This window comes from Sorangium sp. So ce128 (genome assembly GCF_051525245.1).
Taxonomy (GTDB): Bacteria; Myxococcota_A; Polyangia; order Polyangiales; family Polyangiaceae; genus Sorangium; species Sorangium cellulosum_B.
The window spans coordinates 3175494-3194689 of record NZ_CP150313.1 but is presented as its reverse complement, the minus strand read 5'-3'; the positions used below and the strand labels follow the sequence as shown (position 1 = coordinate 3194689).

Here is a 19196-nt window from a genome sequence, read left to right as displayed (position 1 = left end):
GGCAATCCGTGACGACCACTGTTGACGAGCTCGACCCCACGCACACCTACGTCGACCTCAGCGTCCGGCGCATGACGGTCACCGGCCTCGCGCGGAGCACGACGCTCGAGGCCGGTGGCGTCGCCGTCGGCGACGAGGTGAACATCACGACCTGCGGTTCCAGCGAAAGGGGCGCGCGGCGGAGGACCCTATGTGCAAGCGCATGAGGGTGGCGTTCCTCGGCCTCGGTGCGATGGGCGGGCGGATGGCCTCTTGCCTCGTGAACGACGACATCGAGCTGAAGGTCTGGAGCCGTTCGGGAGTACCGTCGTGGGCGCCGTCGCTGGGCGCGTTCGCCGCGCGAACGCCGGCCGATGCCTCCAGAGACGCCGATGCCGTCTTCGCGATGGTCACGGACGACGAAGCGTCGCGCTCCGTGTGGCTCGACGACGACGTCGGCGCTCTGCGCGGGATGCGCAGCGGAGCGGTCATCGTCAAGTGCAGCACGCTGAGTCCAGGTTGGGTGTCGACGCTCGCCGGGCGCGCGAAGGACGCTGGGCTCGAGTTCATCGACGCGCCCGTCGTCGGCTCTCGCCCACATGCCGAGAGGGGTCACCTGATCTTCCTCGTCGGCGGAGACGCCGCGGTGCTGGAGCCGCTCCGTCCGATCCTCGGTCGCATGGGCGGCGCGGTAAAGCACGTCGGCGCCTCGCCCGCGGGAGCGTACGCGAAGCTCATCGTGAACACCTTGTTCGGCGTCCAGGTCGCGGCGCTCGCCGAGATCCTCGGGTTCGCGGCGCGAGCGCGGCTCGATACGGCGGCGCTGATGCACGCGCTGGAGGGGCTCCCGGTCCTGAGCCCCGCCGCCAGCAGCGCCGCGACGGGGATGCTGGCTCGTCGATTCGAGCCGATGTTCCCGGTGTCGCTCGCCGCCAAGGACCTGCGATACGCGCTCGAGGCAGCGGAGCGCGCCGGCGCCAAGCTGCCGGTAAGCCGGGGCGCGAGCGAGGTGTTCGAACGCGGCCTCGCGGGCGGACTCCGCGACGAGAACCTGACGGCCGTCGCCAAGCTCTACGACGAGGAGTGAACCTCGCGCCGAGCTCTCCGTGTCCGACAAGGCCCATCGCTGCTCCTCACCTGCAGGTGGAGCCCCCGCGACAGCACGAGCTCCAGCATCATCGGCGCGCGCTCGAGAGGGCCGCCGCGTCGCGCGTGATCACCGGGCGCGGCGCGACCGGGGAGCGGCGCGCCCCGCCGCGTCGTCGAGCCCGAGGCGACGACGCATCGCCGCGGCGACCCGCTCGCGTGCCCAGCGGTGCGCGGGATCGGCCTGGAAGCGCTCGTGCCACAGCAGCGCGAAGGGGACCTGTGGCAGGGCGATCGGCGCCTCGCGGACGACCAGCTGCCCGCCGACTTCCTCGTCGGCCCCGACGGCGCGCTGCTCGACGTGCACTACGGAGCTCACGCCGCCGATCACTGGGAGCTCGAGCAGGTGATCGCCCTCGCGCGCTGAAGCGGCGGAACCGCCCGATCAGCGCGCCGAGCGAGGGTGAGCTCACAGGAGCTCTTTGGGGAGCTCGCTCCCGCTCATCACCTGCCGCACCTCGATGGCCATGTTGAGCGGCTCGCCGCCGAGCCCGGGCGCGGCGGACGCCTGCGCGGCGAGCTCGTAGGCGCGCTCGGGGCTCCCGACGTCCACCACCCAGAAGCCGGCGAGGAACTCCTTGGCCTCGGGGAACACGCCGTCGGTGATGGGCTTGCCGTCCTCGCCGGCGCGCACGAGCCTGGCCTGGTCGGGCGCGGTCAGCGCTTCGATCCCCACGAGCTCGCCCGACTCGCGGAGCTTCTGGTTGAAGCTGTTCAGGAACGCGAGGTGCGCTTGCAGGTCCTTCCGCGGCCAGCTCATCAACTTGTAGGGCTCTCGGGTCGGCACGTGCATCATCAGGAGGTATTTCATCGTCAGCTCCCTTTCAGCGTGCGCGCCCCGCGTCGGGCGCGCGTTCACAGAGGAGTCGGAGCCCAGGCGGCGTTCTCGACATCGCGGAGCGCGATACTCGAAGAATTTCCTGGCGGCTGGCAGACGATGTGGAGAAGAGGAAGGCCTGTCCCCACATCGGAACAGCCCCCCACGCCGAAGGCTCCGTACCGTGCTCATCGTGTCGCTCCACGGCCGCCGCGCTTCCGTCCTCGCAGGGCTCGCCATCTCACTCTGGCGCGCATCGATGGGATACTGCCCGCCTGGGAAGGCATCCGGCTCGTCCGTGACAGCGCTCGCGCGCCGACGGCACCTCGCCGCAGCGGCGCACCTCGAGCGGCGAGCCGGCCAGCCTGCGGGCTCCCGCTCCGCCCAGGCGGAGCGCTCACGCCGCCGCGCGGACCGGCGGCAGGCGGAACGCGGCCCCCTCGGAGCGGCTGCGCCGGCGGAACGCGCCCGGCGCCTCGCCCGTGTGCCGCTTGAACGCGCGGCTGAACGCGAACTCCGAGTCGTACCCGACCTCGGCCGCCACGGCGGCCAGCGAGCCGTCGCCCTCGGCGAGCAGCTCGGCCGCCCGCTGCATGCGGAGCTCGGCGAGGTAGCGGAGCGGCGGGACCCCCAGCTCGGCGAGGAACCGGCGCGCCAGCGCGGCGCGGGAGAGGCCCGCCGCCTTCGCGAGCGCCTCGACGCTCCAGCGCTCGGCCGGCTTCTCCTGCATGAGCCGCAGCACGCGCGCGACGCGACGGTCGAAGGCGCGCGCGCCGCGCCGGTCGAGCGCGCGCGACGCGCGCCCTTCGCGCGCATGCTCGTGGCAGTGCAGCGCATAGGCGAGCAGCGGCTCGAGGAGCGAGCGCGCCAGCTGGGCCTGCCCCGGGGAAGCCTCCGCGAGCGCGGCGCGCAGCAGGCCCACGACCGCAGAGAGCCCCGGCGCGCGCCGCACCTCGCCGGCAGGCAGGTGGACCACGGGCGCGAGCGAGGCGAGCGCCCCGCCGGGCGCGGCGGCGTAGGTCGCCGAGATCAGCTCCGCCTCGGCGGGAGCGCGCCCGGGCGGCGGCGCGACGCAGCGGAGGCTCTGCTCGCGGGGCCCCGCGCCGCGCGGGCCGAACCCGAGGAGCACGACGTCGCCGGCGTCGAGCTCCAGCGCGCACACGCCGTCCTGCGAGAGGCGAAAGGCGCCCTGCACGACGACGTGGAGGCTCGGCGGATCACCCGCGCCCGCGCGCCAGGGCGCGCCAGGATGGCCGTGATGCCGGGAGACCACCACGCCGCGGGGAAGCAGCCGCTCCAACTCGTCCGCCATGCCCCATGGTTGCCCGCGCCGAGGCCGCTCGTCCAGCGCTCGCTCGCGGATCGAGACGCGCGAGCATGACTCCGCGCCTCGCGGTCATGGCGCGCGGGCGAGGGCCGCCGGAAGCTCGGGGCCATGACACGCCTCGATTCCACGCCGGATTCCACGCCGAACGAAGAGCCGCACCCGCGCGCGCTGTCCGAGAAGGTCCAGAGCAGCCTGCTGAGGAGCCGGACCGTCCTGATCTTCGGGGAGATCACCAGCGAGCTGGCGCAGGCGACCACCGCGCAGCTCCTCGCCCTCGCGAGCGATGACGGCGAAAAGCCGATCCGGATCCTGATCCACTCGCCGGGCGGGCACGTGGAGTCGGGGGACACGATCCACGACGTGATTCGCTTCATCCGGCCCGAGGTCAAGGTGATCGGCACCGGCTGGGTCGCCAGCGCGGGCGCGCTGATCTTCGTCGCCGCGCGGCGGGAGAACCGGTTCGCGCTCCCGAACACGCGCTTCCTCCTGCACCAGCCGCTCGGCGGCGTGCGCGGCCCCGCGTCGGACATCGAGATCGAGGCGGCCCAGATCATGGCCGCGCGCGAGCGGCTCAACCGCATCTTCGCGGAGGCGACGGGGCAGCCGGCCGCGAAGATAGCGCGAGAGACCGAGCGCAACCTGTGGATGACGGCGCCCGAGGCCCAGGAGTACGGCCTCGTGCATCGCATCGTCGAGAGCGCGCTGGAGGTCTGAGCGGGCCGACGTGCTGGTCGCGGAGGATGGGTATGCTGCGCCGCGCGCCGTGAGGGCGCGCGGCGCGGTCAGGGGAGGTATCCCTCAGAGGCTGCCGGGGCCGGGGAAGTCCACGCCCCACCAGTAATGGTCGCGGAACTCGTTCCAGAGCGCCGCGCGCGTCTGCCCGGTCTCCGTGACGAAGACGCTCTCGTCGTACGGGAGCGCGTCGTAGGGCGCGAGGCTCCTGTTGAAGGCCGGGATGAACCCGGGCTTCTTGAACTGCTCGATCCAGAGGAGGAACGTCGCCATCTCGCCGTCGTTCTGCACGAAGTTCCCGGCGGTCCGGACGGTGAGGTCGTGATGCCCGGCGCGCAGGCGCAGCGAGTCTGCGAGGCCCTCGATGATGTATCCGTTGCCGGTCCCCACGTCGTCGAGCTGATAAACGTGCGCGAGCTCGTGGTAGAGCGTGCCGATGATGACGCGCCGCACGTCGTCGCCGCTGTTGTACACATCATTGATCCAGAACGCGCTGAACGACACCGTGGCCACATCGCCGCTGTACTCCGCCCAGGCGTACCCCGACTGGTCGACCACCCTGACGTTCAGGGTGTTCCTCCGCTTCCAGAAGGCGCCGGGTTGTGTATAGAGCCCCTCGACCACCTCGCGCGAGATCTCGCGCACGTCCCGCACGAGGGTGCTGCCGATCGCGTCGTTGAAGCGCTGTCCGCCCGTGGTCGTGGACTGGTTCTGGTACTGGACCGTCTGCGGGAGGACGGCGCGGTACGGATCGTCGGTCCGGAGGAGCTCGATCTCGCTGAGTTGCAGGACGGAGGTGTCGCTGGTGAAGTTGAACCGGTACTTCTTGTACGCCGTGGCGTTGTTGATGAAATAATGGTTTCGCTGGAACCTGTTCGTGAAGCTCTGGCCCGCGCGGGTGTCGAGCGTTGTCCAGGTCACGCCGTCGTTGGAGCCCTGGAGCGTCCAGGACCTCGGGTCGCGCGCGGGGGAGTCGTTCGCAGAGGAGATGGCGTACCCGTCGATCGTGAACGCGGTGGGCAGCTCGTAGCGGATCCAGCCGGTGCTGCTGAACGTGAGCCACTTGCTGATGGGGCGGCCGTCGAAGGCCCTCGCCGCGGTCTCCTGCGGGCCGTTCTCCCCGCTCGCGGTGATCACGGGCGGCGTCGGCAGGACCGGCGTGCCCGGCGACCCGAAGAGCGCGAACTCGGAGAGCTGGATCTGGGCCCAGCCCCCGAGGTTCTGCTGGATCTCGAGGCGGAACTTCCTGTACGCCTGCGCGCCGGCGACCGTGTACGATTTCGTCTGGAAACGCGCCGAGAAGCTCTCGTTCGAGCGCGTGTCGAGCACCGTCCACGTCATGCCGTCGTTCGAGCCGAGGAGCTGCCAGGCGCGCGGATCGCGCTCCGGGAAATCGTTCGCCGAGGAGATGCTGTACGAGCCGAGCACGTACGCCTCATTGTTCGGCGAGTCGTACTGGAGGAAGCCCTGGCCCGCGAAGATGAGCCATTTCGTCCCGACATCCTCGTCGAAGGCGTTGTCGAGCCGCTCGCCCGCGGGAGAGTCGTAGGTGCTTGCATAGAAGGTGCCGCCCTCGAGCCGCGCATCCACGAGCGCCTGCTCGGCGGCCTCGATATCGCCGTCGCCGAGCTCCTCGCCGAGGGCGCACGCCGAGAGCGCCGCCATGGCTACCAGGGCCGCGGTGTGTTGAAGAATCTTCGTCATCGCGTTTGCCTTCCTTTCCTGTTCGGATCGCTCGGGGCCAGGACGAGCGACGTCGTCGCACGCCACGCCAAGAGCGCCGGGCTGCCTCAGGTCAGCCAGACACGCCCCGCGGGCCGCGCCGCCTCGACGAGGCTCGCAGATCCCTGGGATTGTCCCGTGGATGCATGCCCACCGGGCGCGACGAGCTTCAGCCGTCCCGTGTTCTCCCGGAGACGCCTCTCGAGCTAACGAGATGATCGCCGCGCTGCGCGAAGCGCGCTGTCCAACCTGGCAGGGCGGCAATATGGCACCTCTTGTCGGGGGCGCAAGGCGACACCGGCGCGAGGCCCGTTGAGCCACACGATCTCGGCGTGAACGCGCGCCGAGCCCCACGTCTCATACAGCTCTTGACAAACCAGCTTCACACTTCTTAATGCGAGCGCCAGATAAAGAGAGTAGAAGTCCCCCGCCGTTCGGCAATACTCGGCGCCCTCATGACGCCGCTTCCTGGAATGGAGTACCGCGCTCGACGAGATGTACGGAATCCGGGATCGGGGGAGGGCTGGACTCCGGCGCTCGCGGCGAGGCGTCGTGGAGGAGCAGCTCGCAGGGGCGAGACCCCTCCCGCCATGGCGGAGAGCCCTGGCGGGAGCGTCCGGCTCACCAGCCCGTGGTACTCGTGGATCGCTGCATATCCCCCGCTGTGGCCGCCGGCGCCTTGGCGACGCTCGATCTCGAGGGCGTGCCCGTATGGATTCACGTGGACCGGCCACCGGCTCAGCCCTTGTCTTACTCGTCGTGGCGGCGAGACCAGGCGCCCGTCTCGTTGCGTCCCTTGGGGGCGCGGTCGAGCCCCTGCGCGGGAGCCTCAGGGCCGCTCGGACGCGGCCCTCACCGAGGCCAGGCTCAGGCGGCGAACGGCGGGGCCCAGCGGAACCCCGTGACGGTGATCCTATCCATTCGAGGCCTCGGCCGGCGCGGCGCCGTTCTCGCCGGTGATGGCGTCGATCTTCTGGAGAACCTTCGGCCATCCCCCACTCATGTTGCGGAACGCATAGTCGTTCTTCGGGGTCTGGAAGCCGGAGTGCACGAGGCGCAGCCGGGTGCCGCCGCTGACCTTGGTGAGCGTCCAGGTAACGACCGTCTCCAGAGGCGAGCCATAGTCGGCGTTGGCGACGTGTCCGCCCTTCCAGGTGTAGACCAGGCGCTCGTTCGGCGTGACCTCCAGCACTTCGCACTGGATGACGCCATCCCACTCGCCGGCCGGCGTGGTCTGGTAGGTGAAGCGGGCGCCCTTGATCGGCTCGAAGCCGATCGGCGTCATCAGCCAGCGGCCCATCAATGCGGGCGTGGTCAGCGTCTTCCACACCTTTTCGGGCGTGTGGGGAAACACCTCGTCAACGACTATCTCTCGGCTGTCGGCCACGATGGCGGCACTGTTCATGGATCAATCTCCTTCAGGAGGGTTCTGAGGTCGGCGAACCGCTCGCGCCAAAAGACGCCGTAGTGGCTCATCCAGTCGACCAGCGGCGCCAGCCCCTCCGGCTGGGCGCGGTAGTAGACCTTGCGCCCCTCCGGGCGCTCGGCGACCAGGCCGGCCTGCTTCAGGGACTTCAGGTGCTGGGAAATGGCGCCCTGGGTCACGCCGCTGCCCCGCGTCAGCTCCACCACGGTGATCTCGTCGGAGCTGACGATCCGCTCGAACACGGCCCGCCGAGTGGGATCGGCAAGCGCGCGCATGACGGCGTCGAGCGCGGCGGCTTCGGCCATGCCCCATACATTAGTCACGACTCATCAATTAGCAAGTGCTAATTGATTGTGTCACACCCCAGGGCGCGGCCTGAGCCGGCACCTCTGCGCCTTGGCCCCCGGCGCGGTGCCTCCGTCGCCGCGTCCTCAGGCAGCGCAGCGCAGCAGGATCTTCCCCTGAACAACGCGCGCCCGCAGCGCATCGAGCGCGTCGGCGACGCGCTCGAGCGGCCATGTCGCGTGAACGACCGGCTCGAGCGCTCCGCCCTCGACGAGCGAGAGCACCTCTTCCATCGTGCGCGAGAACCGCTCCGGCGCCTCATCGACCACCGTGAACAGGTCGCTCATGGCGAGCGATACGCTGCGTCCGAAGCCGTCCGCGAGCGCGGCGCCGAGCTCGACGCCTGGCGGCCCTTCGAGGAAGCCAAAGGACACGAGGCGGCCGAAGGGAGCGAGCAAGCCGAGATCGCGCGCGAGCGTCGCGCCGCCGGTCGCGTTGAGCGCCGCATCGACGCCGCGCCCATCGGTCAGCGCGCGCACCCGCGCCGCGACGTCCTCGCGGCCGTGGACGATCGCAGCGGCGGCGCCGTTGCGCGTCGCATGATCCACCTTGGAGGCGTCGCCGACGAGCGCCACCGCGCGCACGCCGAGGTGCCGCGCGAGCTGCAGCGCGGCGGTCCCAACGCCGCCGGCCCCGCCGTGCACGAGCACCGTCTCGCCGGAGGCGATCCGGGCGCGCTCGCGCAGGAGCCCCCACGCCGTCGCGTAGTTGACGATCGACGCGGCGGCACGGTCGAGCGGCACACCGTCGGGCACGATCGCGGCGCGGCGCGCCTCGACGTCGGCGAGCTCAGCGAACGCGCCGGTGTGCGGCGTGCCCATCGCGACGACGCGCGCGCCCACCGCCGGCCCGCGCGCGCCCTCGCCAAGCGCCTCGACCGTGCCCGCGAGCTCGAGGCCGAGCCCCACGGGCCTCGGCGTGAGCGGGAGCTTCCCGTCGGCGAGGAGCAGATCGATGTGGTTCACCCCGGCGAACGCGACGCGCACGCGCACGTGCCCGCGTGGAACGGGGCCGAGCTCCCGCTCGCCGATCACAGCGCCGCCCGCGCCCGGGCCCGGCCCCAACAATGCAGCTCTCATCCGTGCTGTCCCTCCGCGTTGAACAGGCCCGAGCGTGCGGGCGCGCGGTCCGCCGGTCCAATGGATGCACCGGATGCTATGCATTCACGCCGTGAATCTCTCTGCGCTCGACCTCAATCTTCTCGTCGTCCTGGAGGCGCTGCTCGAGGAGCGCAGCGTGACCGCCGCCGGCAAGCGCGTGGGCCTGAGCCAGCCCGCGACGAGCAACGCCCTCGGCCGGCTCCGCGCGCTGCTCGGCGATCGCCTGCTCGTCCGGCGCGGCCGCGCGCTCTTCCTGACGCCCCGCGGGGAGCAGCTCCGGCGCGACGTGCGCCCGGCCCTGGACCGCCTGCGGGCGGCGCTCGCCCGCCGCCCGGCGTTCGACCCCGCGGCGCTCTGCGACGAGCTGCGGGTGGGCATGAACGACTACGCCGCGTACGTGCTGCTGCCGCGGCTCGTCCGGCGGCTCCGGGCGCGCGCGCCGAGGGCCAGGCTCGCGGTGCTGGCGTTCGAGACGCGCGACGCCGCCCGGGCGCTCGACGCGGGCGAGGTCCACGTCGGCCTCGCGGTGGAGGGGCCCGGGCTGACCGGGCTCGAGTCCCGGCCGCTCCTGCGCGACGACTTCGCCCTCGTCTGCCAGCCGCCCGCGCCGCGCACGCTGCGCTCGTTCCTCGCGCGGCCGCACCTGCTCGTCTCACCGCACGGCGGGCGCGTCGGGGTGGTCGATCGCGCGCTCGCCGCCCAGCAGCTCGAGCGCGACGTCCACGTCACGCTGCCGCACTTCCTGATGGCGCCGCACCTGCTTTCGGGCACCGATCTCATCGGCGTCCTGGCTGGCGAGGTCGCGCGGGACATCGCCCCCGCGCTGAAGCTCGTCGTCGCGCCGCCGCCGCTCGCTCTCCCGGGCTTCACGCTCTCGGCCGTCTGGCACCCCAGGCTCACGGACGATCCGGCGCACGCTTGGCTGCGCGAGCAGCTCGCGGAGGCCGCGGCCGAGCAGCAGGCGTCGCGGCCGGCCTCCGCGCCCGCCCGGCGGTCGCGCGACGCCTGACGCGGCCCTCCACGCATCGACGATGAGGCAGCCTTCACTCCACGGCCTGCGGGTACATCTTCTCGGCGCGCCCGGGCGGCCCGCGTCGGCGCGGTGACGCCGGGCAGCGCGACGTCGTCTACAGAGGGGCGAACGTGCACGCACCGCCGGCGCAGACGGGCCTGGACGCGAGGCACGCAGGCGTGCCGTAGGGGCAGCCCATCCTCCGATGCTCACGACATACGGTCGCGTCGAGGTGGACGATGAGGCGCCTCATCTGCTGGACGCCCGCCCGGTTGACCACCTCACCACAGGTGCCGCCGCAGTCGGTGCTCGTATCGACCATGACGCAATCGTTGTCGGTACCACATGCCCGGTAAGCGGCCCGGACACGCTCCACCTGGCCGGAGGCGCGGGCATGCAGCTGCTGACAGGCCCTCCAGTCCACCTCTCTCTCGTCCTCCGTGCGTTCCATCGTGTCGGTGAAGCCCGCGATCGCGAGCCCGAATGAAGCCATGGCAAAGAGCGCAGAGATCCCCAGGCGAGTCCGGTTCGTTTTCATGCTGCCTCCATCGCGCGCGTGCTCGCAGTCGCCGGCGACGCGGGCGCATCGCGCGGCTACTCGCCTGTCATGAGGCTCCACCCGCGGGAACGGAAGGCGCTCGATGGCGTGTGCCCCGGCACAACCTGGGCGGGCAGGAGGCCCAAGCGCTTTTGTGGATGTCAGGAAACATCAGTCTTTCCAGCCGAACTCGTACTCGTCGATCCATCCCAGCTCCGCCGAGGCGAGCCAGCAGCGGCGCTCGGCGGGCGTCTGCGTCCGGCGGATCACACGAGGCCGGAGAGGGGGCCGGAATCGCGCTTGCGGTTCCCGATGCTGCTCGTCTCTAGGCCCATGAGCTGGGCGATCGAGACCAGGAGCCTGGCGTGGTCCTCCCCGTCGCAATCGAGGTAACGCCCGGTCTTCAGGGCCCCGCGCGCGCCTCCCGCCATCACGAAAGGAACACGCTCCATCCGGTGCGCCGTGCTGCCGAGCTCCCTGCCCACCACGACGAGCGTGTTGTCGAGCAGCGTGCCGTCGCCCTCGCTCACGGAGTCGAGCCTCCCGAGCAGGTACGCGATCTGCTCCGAGTACCAGGCGTCGATCTGCTGGAGCTCCTGGCGCCGATCCCGCCCGTCGTGGGACATGGTGTGGTGATCGCTGGTGTGTCCGAGCCACGAGTGCAGGATATGGCTGAAGGCGTAGCTGAGCTGCAGGCTCATGACGCGCGTGACGTCGCAGGAGAACGCGGCCACCGCGATGTCCATCATGCTCCTGATCTCCGCCGGATAGTCCGAGCCGCGGCCGCTGGTCTCCACCGGCGCCTCCGGGACCGTGCAGCTCAGCGCCGGGTCGGCAGGCTCCGCCGACCGGTTCAGCCTGCGCTCCATGGCCAGCAGCCCCTCGAGGTGCGCGTCGAGCTTGTGGTAGTCCTCCTTGCCCACCCGCCTGCGGATCCTGGTGAGATCGCTCTTGAGCAGGTCGACGATCGCCTTGCGCTCCGCCCGCTCCTGCTCCGCCCCCAGATCGATCGCGTGCGCCTCGCCGGTCGACGTCACCCCGGCAAACAGCCGATTGAACGCGGCCTTGGCGCTTGTCTCGGGGTGAATCGGAGAGTTCTCGCCGGCGTAGATCATCCGGTTCAGGCTGTTCGGATTCAGGCACTGGACGCCGAGCTCGACGGTGCGGTACGGCGTCTCCTGCATGGGGTCGTCCGGAGCGCGCTCGTAGGGCATGCCGCTGCCGTGGGCGCCGGCAATGATCTGGTCGATGGACGCGCCGCTCCCCCAGCCCGTGCGGTTTCCGTTGCCGCCGTCGAAGTTCGCTCCGGAGGACGGACCGTTCAGCGTCGATGCCGTCCAGAGCCCCGCCATGCCGTAGGCGTGCGCCTCGCCGGCGCCGCCGGCCGTCATCGTGAGCCCCCACGGGATCACCAGCTTCGACTTCCAGGGTTCGAGCGGCGCGTGAATGGCGTGCAGCGAGAAGCTGCTCTCCGAGCCCTGCGGCCTCCAGTCGATCACGTTGTTCCAGTCCCGCGCCGGCGCGCCGTCGGGCTGGAAGATGAGCAGGAGGCGCCTCGGGCGCACCTTCTCCTGCCCGGAGGCGTTCATCAGCGGAAGCAGCGATCCCACCGCCGCCGCCCCGGCGCCGAGGCCGAGGGCCTGAAGCATGCTGCGGCGTGAAGCTCCGAGTTGCGTTCGACGATTCATCACGGTCACTCCTCGCTGGCGGTGAGCCGCACGTGGCGGAAGGCGTCGCTCAGCGCCACCTGAGACAACAGGGTCCGGATGTTCCCGCCCGACGCCTTGAATTCGTCGTGGAGGGTCTGGATCGAGCAAGCGTCGTCCAGGCTCTCGATCCGGCCGAGGGCGAAGCGGAACCACTGGTTCGCGACGCATTCGGCCACCTCCGGGCTCCCCGCGAGCTTCTTCGCGAGCTCCACGCCGCCGTAGTACGGACCCGCGAGGTCCTCGCGTGCGCTCGTGATCTCGCCCGCCGCGTTCACCTCGCCGAGGCCGTCCATAGCGCGGTACTTGCCGATGGCGTCGTAATGCTCGAAGCCGAGGCCGATCGGATCGATGAACCGGTGGCAGCCCGCGCAGCCAGGGTCCGCCACGTGCTGGGCGAAGCGCTCGCGCGTGGAGGTCACGTCGTCCACCGGCGGGGGGACGTTGGCGACGTTCGCCGGCGGGGGGTAATTAACCGGTTCAATTAGTTAAATGTCCTTAATATCATGTCATGGTAGAAACACAGCAGCAGTACACTCGAGTTCCCGAGGCGCGCCAGGCCACAAAGTTGCACTCCTGTGGTTCTTCCGGGATGCGCCATCGAAAAAAAACGAGTGGACGCCTCAGAGTGGTGACCGAAAGCCAGCACCTCGTCCCACATACCCGTCGAGCTCTGGAAACGGTGATCTCGGACGTTCCGTAGCGGCGGCTCCGCGGCCGCTCGGTTGCGGGGTGATCCGCGACCCGCTCACGCACGCCACGTCCGGCAGCGCCGGCGTCGGCGTTCGGCTTATTCTCGATTGGCTTGAAAGGCGAACACTATAATGAGAGACATTGCGTATGGGACCATGGCTCTGGTCGTGGCGGCAGCCCTGAGTGCGTGCAGCGGGTCCGAGTCGGGCGATGACGGCTCCGGTGGCGCTCCGAATGCAAGCGGCGCGGCGGGGCAGACTTCCAGTGGCGCGGCGGGGCAAACGTCCAGCGGCGCGGCGGGGCAGACTTCCAGCGGCGCTTCGGGGCAGACTTCCAGCGGCGCTTCGGGGCAGACTTCCAGCGGCGCTTCGGGGCAGACTTCCAGCGGCGCTTCGGGCGGTGGAGCCTCCGGCACGGGCGGCACCGACAGTCCAGGCGAGTCGATCTGCGGAGTGACGCCGGCCGCCGCGGCTGGCCACGTCACGCTGGAGAACCTGTGCCGCGGCGTGGTGGCCGTGCGCTCGGGCGAAGGCAACTTCATCAGCTGGCGGTTGATGGGCTACGAGGATCCCGAGATCGGGTTCAACGTCTACCGCGACGGCGCCAAGGTGAACGACACGCCCATCACCGACTCGACCAACTACTTCGACCCGGGGGCCCCCGGAGACGCCAAGTACACCGTCCGCGCCGTGATCGATGGCGCCGAGCAGGGCGACTCGGCCAACACGCGCGACGGGGACGCGGGCACACCCACGTGGGAGCGAAACTACCTGACCATCCCGCTCAAGACGCCCGACAACTACGAAGCCGGTGACGCCTCTCCCGGCGATCTCGACGGCGACGGCGATTACGAGCTGGTGGTCAAAGAGCAGAACAGCCCGCGCGATCCGTCGCAAGACGGCCGCACCGGCCAGCCCAAGCTCGCGGCCTACGACACCGACGGCACCTTCTTGTGGCGCATCGACCTGGGCATCAACATCCGCGAGAGCGAGCACACGACGCCCTTCGTCGTGTACGATCTGGACGGCGATGGCCGCGCCGAGATCGCCGTCAAGACCGCGCCCGGCACACGCGATGGGAAGGGAGCGTTCCTGCACACCGGTCCCGCCGCCGACGATGACGACTCGCGAGACTACCGCAACAGCGCGGGCAAGATCTTGAGCGGGCCGGAATATCTCACGATCTTCAGCGGCGTCGACGGCTCGGAGCTCGCGACCATCGCGTACCACGCCCCCATCACGAGCGGCAGCTTCGGCGACAACAACGGCAACCGCTCGGATCGCTACAACGCCACGCTGGCGTTCCTCGATGACTCGGGCCAACCGAGCGTCGTCATGCAGCGGGGCTACTACGCCCGAACGACGTTCGGAGCGTACAACTACCGCGACGACAAGCTGAGCCTGATGTGGAGCTTCGATTCGTCCGCGAACGGCAACGGTGCCTACGCCAGCAAGGGCACTCACAGCGTCATGGCAGCGGATACGGACGGCGACTTGAGACAGGAGATCATCCCTGGTGGCGCGACGATCGGCCCCGACGGCAAGGGCAAGTGCGCCGTCAACTTCGGCGCGCACGGCGACGCGCTTCACATCACCGACCTGGTCCCCTCACGCCCAGGGCTCGAGGTGTTCCAGCCGACCGAATCGAACGGCGTGCCCTCCTACTTCCTCCGAGACGCGGAGACCTGCGAGATCCTGTGGCGCGGCCCCAACAGCGACGGCGAGGGACCGGGCCGCGGCGCCGCCGACGACATCTCTCCCGACAACCCCGGAGGCGAGGCCTGGACCAACACCGCCGGCCTGTTCAACGCGGCCGACGGTCGCAACATCGGATCCCGTCCCCGGCAGGTGAATTTCTTGATCTGGTGGGACGGCGACGAGAGCCGCGAGCTGCTCGACGGCAACACCGTCACGAACTTCGACGGCGAAGGCCGGGGCTTCACTGCGAGCGGCTGCACCTCGATCAACGGCAGCAAATCGGTGCCGACGCTCAGCGCGGATCTGTTCGGCGACTGGCGCGAGGAGGTCGTGTTCCTGTGTGGCGACAGCCTGCGCATCTACACCACCGATCAGATCACCGAACGCCGCATCTACACGCTGATGCACGATCCGCAGTACCGCGCGAACGTGTCGGCGCAAAACGCGACCTACAACCAGCCGCCGCACACCAGCTTCCACATCGGCGACGGCATGAGGGAGCCCCCCAGACCCGACATCACGGTGCGGTGATGCCCGAGCGCCGTCGTGCGGCCGGAGCGCTGCCGTCAGCGGCTTCGCTCCGCCGCATCGACGGGCTGAGGAAAAAAGAATAGATTCGTGCCGTGACGCGTGGGAGCTTCAGCGCCGGGCAAGCTATGCTGCCTGCGCGGGGTGAGCCGCCGGAAACCACAGCCGGAAGGTCGAGCCCTGGCCCGGCGGGCTCTCCACGGCGATGCTGCCGCCGTGCGCCTCCATCAGCCCCTTGACGATGTAGAGGCCCAGGCCGAGCCCCGTGTTCTTCTCGCGCGCCCGCGGGGCCTGGAAGAAGCGATCGAACAGCCTGCCCAGATCCGCCGCCGCGATACCCGGGCCGCGGTCCTCGACCGTCAGCGCCGCGCCTCCCGACTCCGGACGGAGGGTCACGTGGATCGGCGAGCCGGCACCGGAGTACTTCGCGGCGTTGTCGAGCAGGTTCGTGAGGATCTGCGACAGCCGGGCCGGATCGACGAAGACCTCCGGCACACGCCCCTCCACGTCGAGGGTCACCGGGTGCTGCCCGAGGGTCGGCTCGATTTCGGTGAGCAGCGCGCGCGTCGCCTCCTCCAGCGACACGGACTGGCGCTCGAGCGAGAGCCGCCCGAGCTCGATGCGAGAGACGTCGAGCAGATCCTGGCTCATGCGCGAGATCCGGCTGCCTATCCGGCGCAAGCATTGGAGTTGCTGAACCGACACGACGACCGAACCGTCCTCGCGTTTCGCGAGCAGCGCGTCCAGGAGCAGCGTCATGGCCGCGACGGGGTTGCGGAGATCGTGAGCGATGACGGCTGCGAACTCGCTTCGCAGGCGGTCCATCTCGCGATGGGCCTCCTGCGTGCGCTCGACTTGCTGGGCGTAAGCGATCGCCAGCGCCGACTGCGCGGCGAAGAGCCGGACCATACGCTCGTCCTCCTCCGCGAACTCGGCGCCACCGTCCTTGTCGCACAGATAGAAATTGCCGAACACCTTCTGCCCGATGAGCAGCGGGACGCCGAGGAAGGACGTCATCGCGGGGTGATGCGCGGGGAAGCCGACCGACCGCGGATCGGCGTGGATTTTCGCCACCCGGCTGGGCCGCGGGTCGTGGATGAGCGCGCCCAGGAGCCCGCGGCCCTCGGGTAAGCGGCCGATGTCGCCGGCGACGTTCTCGGCGACGCCCACATAGATGAAGTCGGAGAGCCCGGCGCCCTCGGCGTCGAGCACACCCAGCGCGCCGTAACGGGCGCGGGTCAGCTCGCAGGCCTGCTCCACCAGGCGGCGCAGCAGCGCGCGCAGGGGCATGGCGGCCTCGATGTCCATGGCCACGTCGCGGAGCAGGCGCAGCCGGCGGGCCTCGCGGCGCTCGGCGTCGCGCAGCCGCGCTTGCCGCAGCCCGAGCGCACAGGCGCCCGCCACGCCCCGGAGCAAGCGGCGCTCGATCCGGCTGAGTCTCCCCGGCTTGCGCCGCGCGAGCCCCAGCACCCCGACACGCTCGCCCCCCGCGCTCAGGGGGAACGCCGCCACCGCGTGGAGCCCGAGCTCGAGCAGGCGCAGGGTGCCGCGGAAGGCGCCCTCTGGTAGATCCTCGATGCGCGCGACCTCCTGGATGTCGCCGGTCTCGACCGCCAGCGCCATGACGCTGGCAGCCAGGTTCAGGTTGTCATCCTGCGCGAACGCCTCGGGAAGGCCGACCGAGGCGACCAGCCTGAGGCGTTCGCCGCCCTCGGTGGCGACGAGAAACACGGCGTCGGCACGAACGGCGGCGGCCACCTCGTCGAGCAGCCCATGGGCCAGGGCCGAGGGCTCCTCCGCGCTGGGCAGCGCGGTGCCGACGCTGGCCACGAGATCGGCGAGCCGGATCGCGAAGGGCTGATCGGCGACGTTTTCGAACACGAGCAGCGCCTCGCCGGCCGACGCGCGGCAGCGCACAAGCAACAGGAGGCAGCGGCCGGTCGGTCGATCGTACCAGACCTCCTCGTCGCTGAAGGACTCGCCGCGAAGGGCGCGCCGCCACGGCAACTCTCCCTCGGCGAGCGCCGCCTGGCTCCCGAGCCGTGATATCTCGAAGCGCTCCGACAGGCGTTCCGGGATCGGTGACTCCATCTCCAGGAGCTCGCTCAAGGACGCGCTCGCCTGGACTTCACCCGTGCTGGTCAGCCTCATCACTGGCCAGGGGAGCAACGACTCCACGATCATGCGGAAGCTCTTGGTACGCCCGCGGGCGACCGTCGAGGTCACGCCGGCTGCGAGCGCCGGGCGCATCGAGATCGATGACGTGAGGTCGAGCGGCGGCTCCGCCAGGTCGCGCTCGGCAGGATTCCCGACCCGCGGACCTACGGAGTCTTGGCGCAGCGGAAGCCGATACTCCAGCCGCGCGCCGTGGAGGCGCTCGGGCGGCGGTGCGCGGAGCGCACATACTGGCTCTCGACCGTATCCCACCCGCCGCCGCGGAGCACACGGCGGGAGTCGTCGCAATCGTCCCTGTCGTAAGGGCAATAATGGCTCTCGGTCCACTCCCAGACGTTGCCGGCCAGGTCCAGGGCGCCGGCGGGTGATTTCCCGGCCGGCGATCGTCCGGCGGGGGCGGTCGCCGGGGCCGCGTCGCCGTCGTTGTACATGCGAGGCCACGGCCCCTTCCCCACCTTCTCCAGCCGCTCCGTCAGCATCCGGCTGCACTCGGGCCCGCAGGCGTTGAGGCGTTCGCCCGAGGGAGGCGCGTGGCCCCAGGGGTAGGTCCGAGCGTCCTTGCCGCGCGCCGCGAGCTCCCACTCCGCCTCGGTGGGCAGCCGCTTGCCGGAGGCGGCGCAATACGCCTTCGCCTGGTACCAATCGACGCAGTTGACGGGGTGGTCCGGCGCCTCGGGGCCGTTGCAGAACTGGCTCCAGAAGGAGCGGCCGCTGGGCGTGAGCCCCTCCGACTCGACGGTTTGCCGCGGCCGCTCGCAGGCCTTGCAGTCCGAGTAGGCCTTCACCGTCACCTCGGTGACGTCGAGGCAAAACCGACCCACGGTCACGCCATGTCGCGGCGTCTCGTCGCTGGGCGTCTCCGCGTCCGCGTCGGAGCCCATCTGGAACTCGGTGTCTTCGATGAGCACCATGCCGGCCGGGCAGCCGCCCGATCCGGCCGACGGCTCGTGCAGGAAGAGGTACACCCCCGCGCCCGCGGCGCACGCGGCGGCGGCGAGCGGCGCGGCGCGGCGGAGGCGCCTTTCGCGCGCGCGCGAGCCGCCCCCGCGGCCCCGCGCCGCGGGCCGCTCCGCGGCGCGCTGGTGGAGCACGGTGTGGCCGGCCGCGGTGTCAGGGACAGGGGCTGCCGTCACAGGGTCGCCCGCGAGCGCGCCTGAGCTCGTGAGCGCGCCTGAGGTGACAGGCTCTCTCGCGAGCTCGCCGGCGCCGTGGCCCGCGCCCAGAAGAGCGACCGGCGCGGCCACGGTCGTGGCGAACGCGGCCGGGTGATGGCGGCCCGCGGGGGCGTCGACATCCGCCGTCCGGACCTCCAGGCTCAGAAACGCATCGACCATCTCGCGCGCCGACTGGAATCGGCAGGTCGGATCGACGGAGAGCGCCTTGGAGAACCAGTCGTCGATCGACGCCGGCAGTCCTTTCCTCTGCTCGCTGGCGGGGCGGAACCTCCCCCTCAGGACCGCCGCGCCGACGGCGACGAACGAGCTGCCCTGGAACGGCTGCGCGCCGGTCAACGCCTCGTAGAGGATGACGCCGAGCGACCAGAGATCGGAGCGGAGATCGACGTCCTTGCTCCCCTCGAGCTGCTCGGGGCTCATGTACGGAGCCGATCCGATCACCATCCCGGTCTCGGTGAGCGCGGGGTTCGCCGCCGGCACCGCCGCGTCGCCCGCCACCTTCGCGACGCCGAAGTCGAGCACCTTGACGAAGAGCGGGTATCCCTGGCCCCCCTCCGTGATGAAGACGTTGTGGGGCTTGATGTCGCGGTGCACGATGCCGAGCTCGTGGGCGCTCTCGAGCGCGCTCCCCACCTGCCGCGCGAGCGACCTCGCTGTGGCGAAGCTGAGGCGGCCGCCGCGCTCGAGGAGCTCGGCCAGCGAGAAGCCGCGCAGGAGCTCCATCACGAGGTACGGCACGGCGCCGTCGACGACGCCGTAGTCCATGACCTGCACCACGTGCGGGTGCGCGATCCGCGCCGTGGCCCTCGCCTCGCGCTGGAAGCGCGCGACGAGGGCAGGACGCTCCGCCGCCCGCTCGGGGCGGATGAACTTCACCGCGACGTCGGTGTCGAGGGCGAGGTGCCGCGCCGCCCACACGACGCCCATCCCGCCCTGCCCGAGAGGCCTCAGCAGGTGCAGCTTGTCCGCGATGACGGCGTCGGGTCGGAGCTCCACGAGGACCAGGCGGATGGTACCACCGGCGCGCCGGCGGCCGCATCGTGGCCGGCGGGAGCCTGCCCTCAGGCGGTGGGGGAAC

The 19196-nt window shown here is 70.7% G+C and carries 17 protein-coding genes; 6 read left to right on the top strand and 11 right to left on the bottom strand.

What is annotated here, in order from left to right:
* Positions 1-8 precede the first annotated feature (8 nt).
* The 3 genes from WME82_RS12500 to WME82_RS12490 all read left to right on the top strand — a co-directional run bounded on the left by WME82_RS12500 (position 9) and on the right by WME82_RS12490 (position 1492).
* Positions 9-206, top strand: a complete 198-nt coding sequence (locus WME82_RS12500; protein ID WP_438043024.1) for a hypothetical protein — start codon at positions 9-11, stop codon at positions 204-206.
* Positions 203-1066 carry an NAD(P)-dependent oxidoreductase gene (locus tag WME82_RS12495; protein ID WP_438043023.1) on the top strand — a complete coding sequence of 288 codons (864 nt, stop codon included), beginning with the start codon at positions 203-205 and terminating at the stop codon, positions 1064-1066. Before WME82_RS12500 ends, WME82_RS12495 begins: the two co-directional genes overlap by 4 nt.
* A gap of 255 nt (positions 1067-1321) precedes the next feature.
* A complete protein-coding gene (locus tag WME82_RS12490; RefSeq protein ID WP_438043022.1) occupies positions 1322-1492 on the top strand; it encodes a hypothetical protein in 171 nt (56 codons plus the stop codon).
* A 42-nt stretch (positions 1493-1534) separates the two neighbouring features.
* Here the strand turns inward: WME82_RS12490 and WME82_RS12485 are convergent, their stop codons facing one another.
* Together WME82_RS12485 and WME82_RS12480 are read right to left on the bottom strand one after the other, a co-directional pair.
* Entirely contained in the window at positions 1535-1936 is a 402-nt protein-coding gene (locus WME82_RS12485; RefSeq protein ID WP_438043021.1) for a YciI family protein, read from the bottom strand.
* Positions 1937-2339: 403 nt separating this feature from the next.
* Positions 2340-3254, bottom strand: coding sequence for a helix-turn-helix domain-containing protein (locus WME82_RS12480; RefSeq protein ID WP_437745675.1), 915 nt, complete (start codon positions 3252-3254; stop codon positions 2340-2342).
* Between the two features lie 123 nt (positions 3255-3377).
* On the opposite strand from WME82_RS12480, the gene WME82_RS12475 reads away from it, so the two are divergent.
* Entirely contained in the window at positions 3378-3983 is a 606-nt protein-coding gene (locus WME82_RS12475; RefSeq protein ID WP_437745674.1) for an ATP-dependent Clp protease proteolytic subunit, read from the top strand.
* A gap of 84 nt (positions 3984-4067) precedes the next feature.
* On the opposite strand, the gene WME82_RS12470 is transcribed toward WME82_RS12475, so the two are convergent.
* The 4 genes from WME82_RS12470 to WME82_RS12455 form a co-directional block, all read right to left on the bottom strand.
* The gene (locus tag WME82_RS12470) at positions 4068-5705 is read right to left on the bottom strand and encodes a basic secretory protein-like protein (RefSeq protein ID WP_438043020.1); all 1638 of its coding nucleotides are present in this window, start codon (positions 5703-5705) and stop codon (positions 4068-4070) included.
* 931 nt (positions 5706-6636) lie between these two features.
* Positions 6637-7128 (bottom strand): SRPBCC family protein, encoded by a 492-nt coding sequence (locus tag WME82_RS12465; RefSeq protein ID WP_438043019.1) that lies wholly within the window; start codon positions 7126-7128, stop codon positions 6637-6639.
* Positions 7125-7454: an ArsR/SmtB family transcription factor gene (locus WME82_RS12460; RefSeq protein ID WP_437870770.1), complete on the bottom strand. Its 330-nt coding sequence runs from the start codon at positions 7452-7454 to the stop codon at positions 7125-7127. Before WME82_RS12460 ends, WME82_RS12465 begins: the two co-directional genes overlap by 4 nt.
* A gap of 126 nt (positions 7455-7580) precedes the next feature.
* Positions 7581-8573: a quinone oxidoreductase family protein gene (locus tag WME82_RS12455; protein WP_438043018.1), complete on the bottom strand. Its 993-nt coding sequence runs from the start codon at positions 8571-8573 to the stop codon at positions 7581-7583.
* 91 nt (positions 8574-8664) lie between these two features.
* Here WME82_RS12455 and WME82_RS12450 point away from each other — a divergent pair, with 91 nt between their 5' ends.
* Positions 8665-9603, top strand: coding sequence for a LysR family transcriptional regulator (locus WME82_RS12450; RefSeq protein ID WP_437870768.1), 939 nt, complete (start codon positions 8665-8667; stop codon positions 9601-9603).
* A 118-nt stretch (positions 9604-9721) separates the two neighbouring features.
* Here WME82_RS12450 and WME82_RS12445 read toward each other — a convergent pair whose 3' ends face one another.
* From WME82_RS12445 to WME82_RS12435, 3 genes are all read right to left on the bottom strand, one after another.
* A complete protein-coding gene (locus WME82_RS12445) occupies positions 9722-10144 on the bottom strand; it encodes a hypothetical protein (RefSeq protein WP_438043017.1) in 423 nt (140 codons plus the stop codon).
* Positions 10145-10410: 266 nt separating this feature from the next.
* Complete coding sequence (locus WME82_RS12440) at positions 10411-11793, bottom strand: DUF1552 domain-containing protein (RefSeq protein ID WP_438043016.1); 1383 nt, start codon at positions 11791-11793, stop codon at positions 10411-10413.
* Positions 11794-11837: 44 nt separating this feature from the next.
* Positions 11838-12335 carry a DUF1585 domain-containing protein gene (locus tag WME82_RS12435; RefSeq protein WP_438044882.1) on the bottom strand — a complete coding sequence of 166 codons (498 nt, stop codon included), beginning with the start codon at positions 12333-12335 and terminating at the stop codon, positions 11838-11840.
* 660 nt (positions 12336-12995) lie between these two features.
* On the opposite strand from WME82_RS12435, the gene WME82_RS12430 reads away from it, so the two are divergent.
* The gene (locus tag WME82_RS12430; RefSeq protein WP_438043015.1) at positions 12996-14771 is read left to right on the top strand and encodes a rhamnogalacturonan lyase; all 1776 of its coding nucleotides are present in this window, start codon (positions 12996-12998) and stop codon (positions 14769-14771) included.
* 123 nt (positions 14772-14894) lie between these two features.
* On the opposite strand, the gene WME82_RS12425 is transcribed toward WME82_RS12430, so the two are convergent.
* Both WME82_RS12425 and WME82_RS12420 read right to left on the bottom strand, forming a co-directional pair.
* Complete coding sequence (locus tag WME82_RS12425) at positions 14895-16859, bottom strand: sensor histidine kinase (protein ID WP_438044881.1); 1965 nt, start codon at positions 16857-16859, stop codon at positions 14895-14897.
* A gap of 230 nt (positions 16860-17089) precedes the next feature.
* A complete protein-coding gene (locus WME82_RS12420) occupies positions 17090-19114 on the bottom strand; it encodes a bifunctional serine/threonine-protein kinase/formylglycine-generating enzyme family protein (protein WP_438043014.1) in 2025 nt (674 codons plus the stop codon).
* Positions 19115-19196 lie beyond the last annotated feature (82 nt).

Bases quoted from the DNA above. Each gene is read 5' to 3' on its own strand.
- WME82_RS12495 (WP_438043023.1), top strand. From the start codon at position 203: ATGAGGGTGGCGTTCCTCGGCCTCGGTGCGATGGGCGGGCGGATGGCC.
- WME82_RS12485 (WP_438043021.1), bottom strand. From the start codon at position 1,936: ATGAAATACCTCCTGATGATGCACGTGCCGACCCGAGAGCCCTACAAG.
- WME82_RS12480 (WP_437745675.1), bottom strand. From the start codon at position 3,254: ATGGCGGACGAGTTGGAGCGGCTGCTTCCCCGCGGCGTGGTGGTCTCC.
- WME82_RS12475 (WP_437745674.1), top strand. From the start codon at position 3,378: ATGACACGCCTCGATTCCACGCCGGATTCCACGCCGAACGAAGAGCCG.
- WME82_RS12470 (WP_438043020.1), bottom strand. From the start codon at position 5,705: ATGACGAAGATTCTTCAACACACCGCGGCCCTGGTAGCCATGGCGGCG.
- WME82_RS12465 (WP_438043019.1), bottom strand. From the start codon at position 7,128: ATGAACAGTGCCGCCATCGTGGCCGACAGCCGAGAGATAGTCGTTGAC.
- WME82_RS12460 (WP_437870770.1), bottom strand. From the start codon at position 7,454: ATGGCCGAAGCCGCCGCGCTCGACGCCGTCATGCGCGCGCTTGCCGAT.
- WME82_RS12455 (WP_438043018.1), bottom strand. From the start codon at position 8,573: ATGAGAGCTGCATTGTTGGGGCCGGGCCCGGGCGCGGGCGGCGCTGTG.
- WME82_RS12445 (WP_438043017.1), bottom strand. From the start codon at position 10,144: ATGAAAACGAACCGGACTCGCCTGGGGATCTCTGCGCTCTTTGCCATG.
- WME82_RS12440 (WP_438043016.1), bottom strand. From the start codon at position 11,793: ATGCTTCAGGCCCTCGGCCTCGGCGCCGGGGCGGCGGCGGTGGGATCG.
- WME82_RS12425 (WP_438044881.1), bottom strand. From the start codon at position 16,859: ATGGAGTCACCGATCCCGGAACGCCTGTCGGAGCGCTTCGAGATATCA.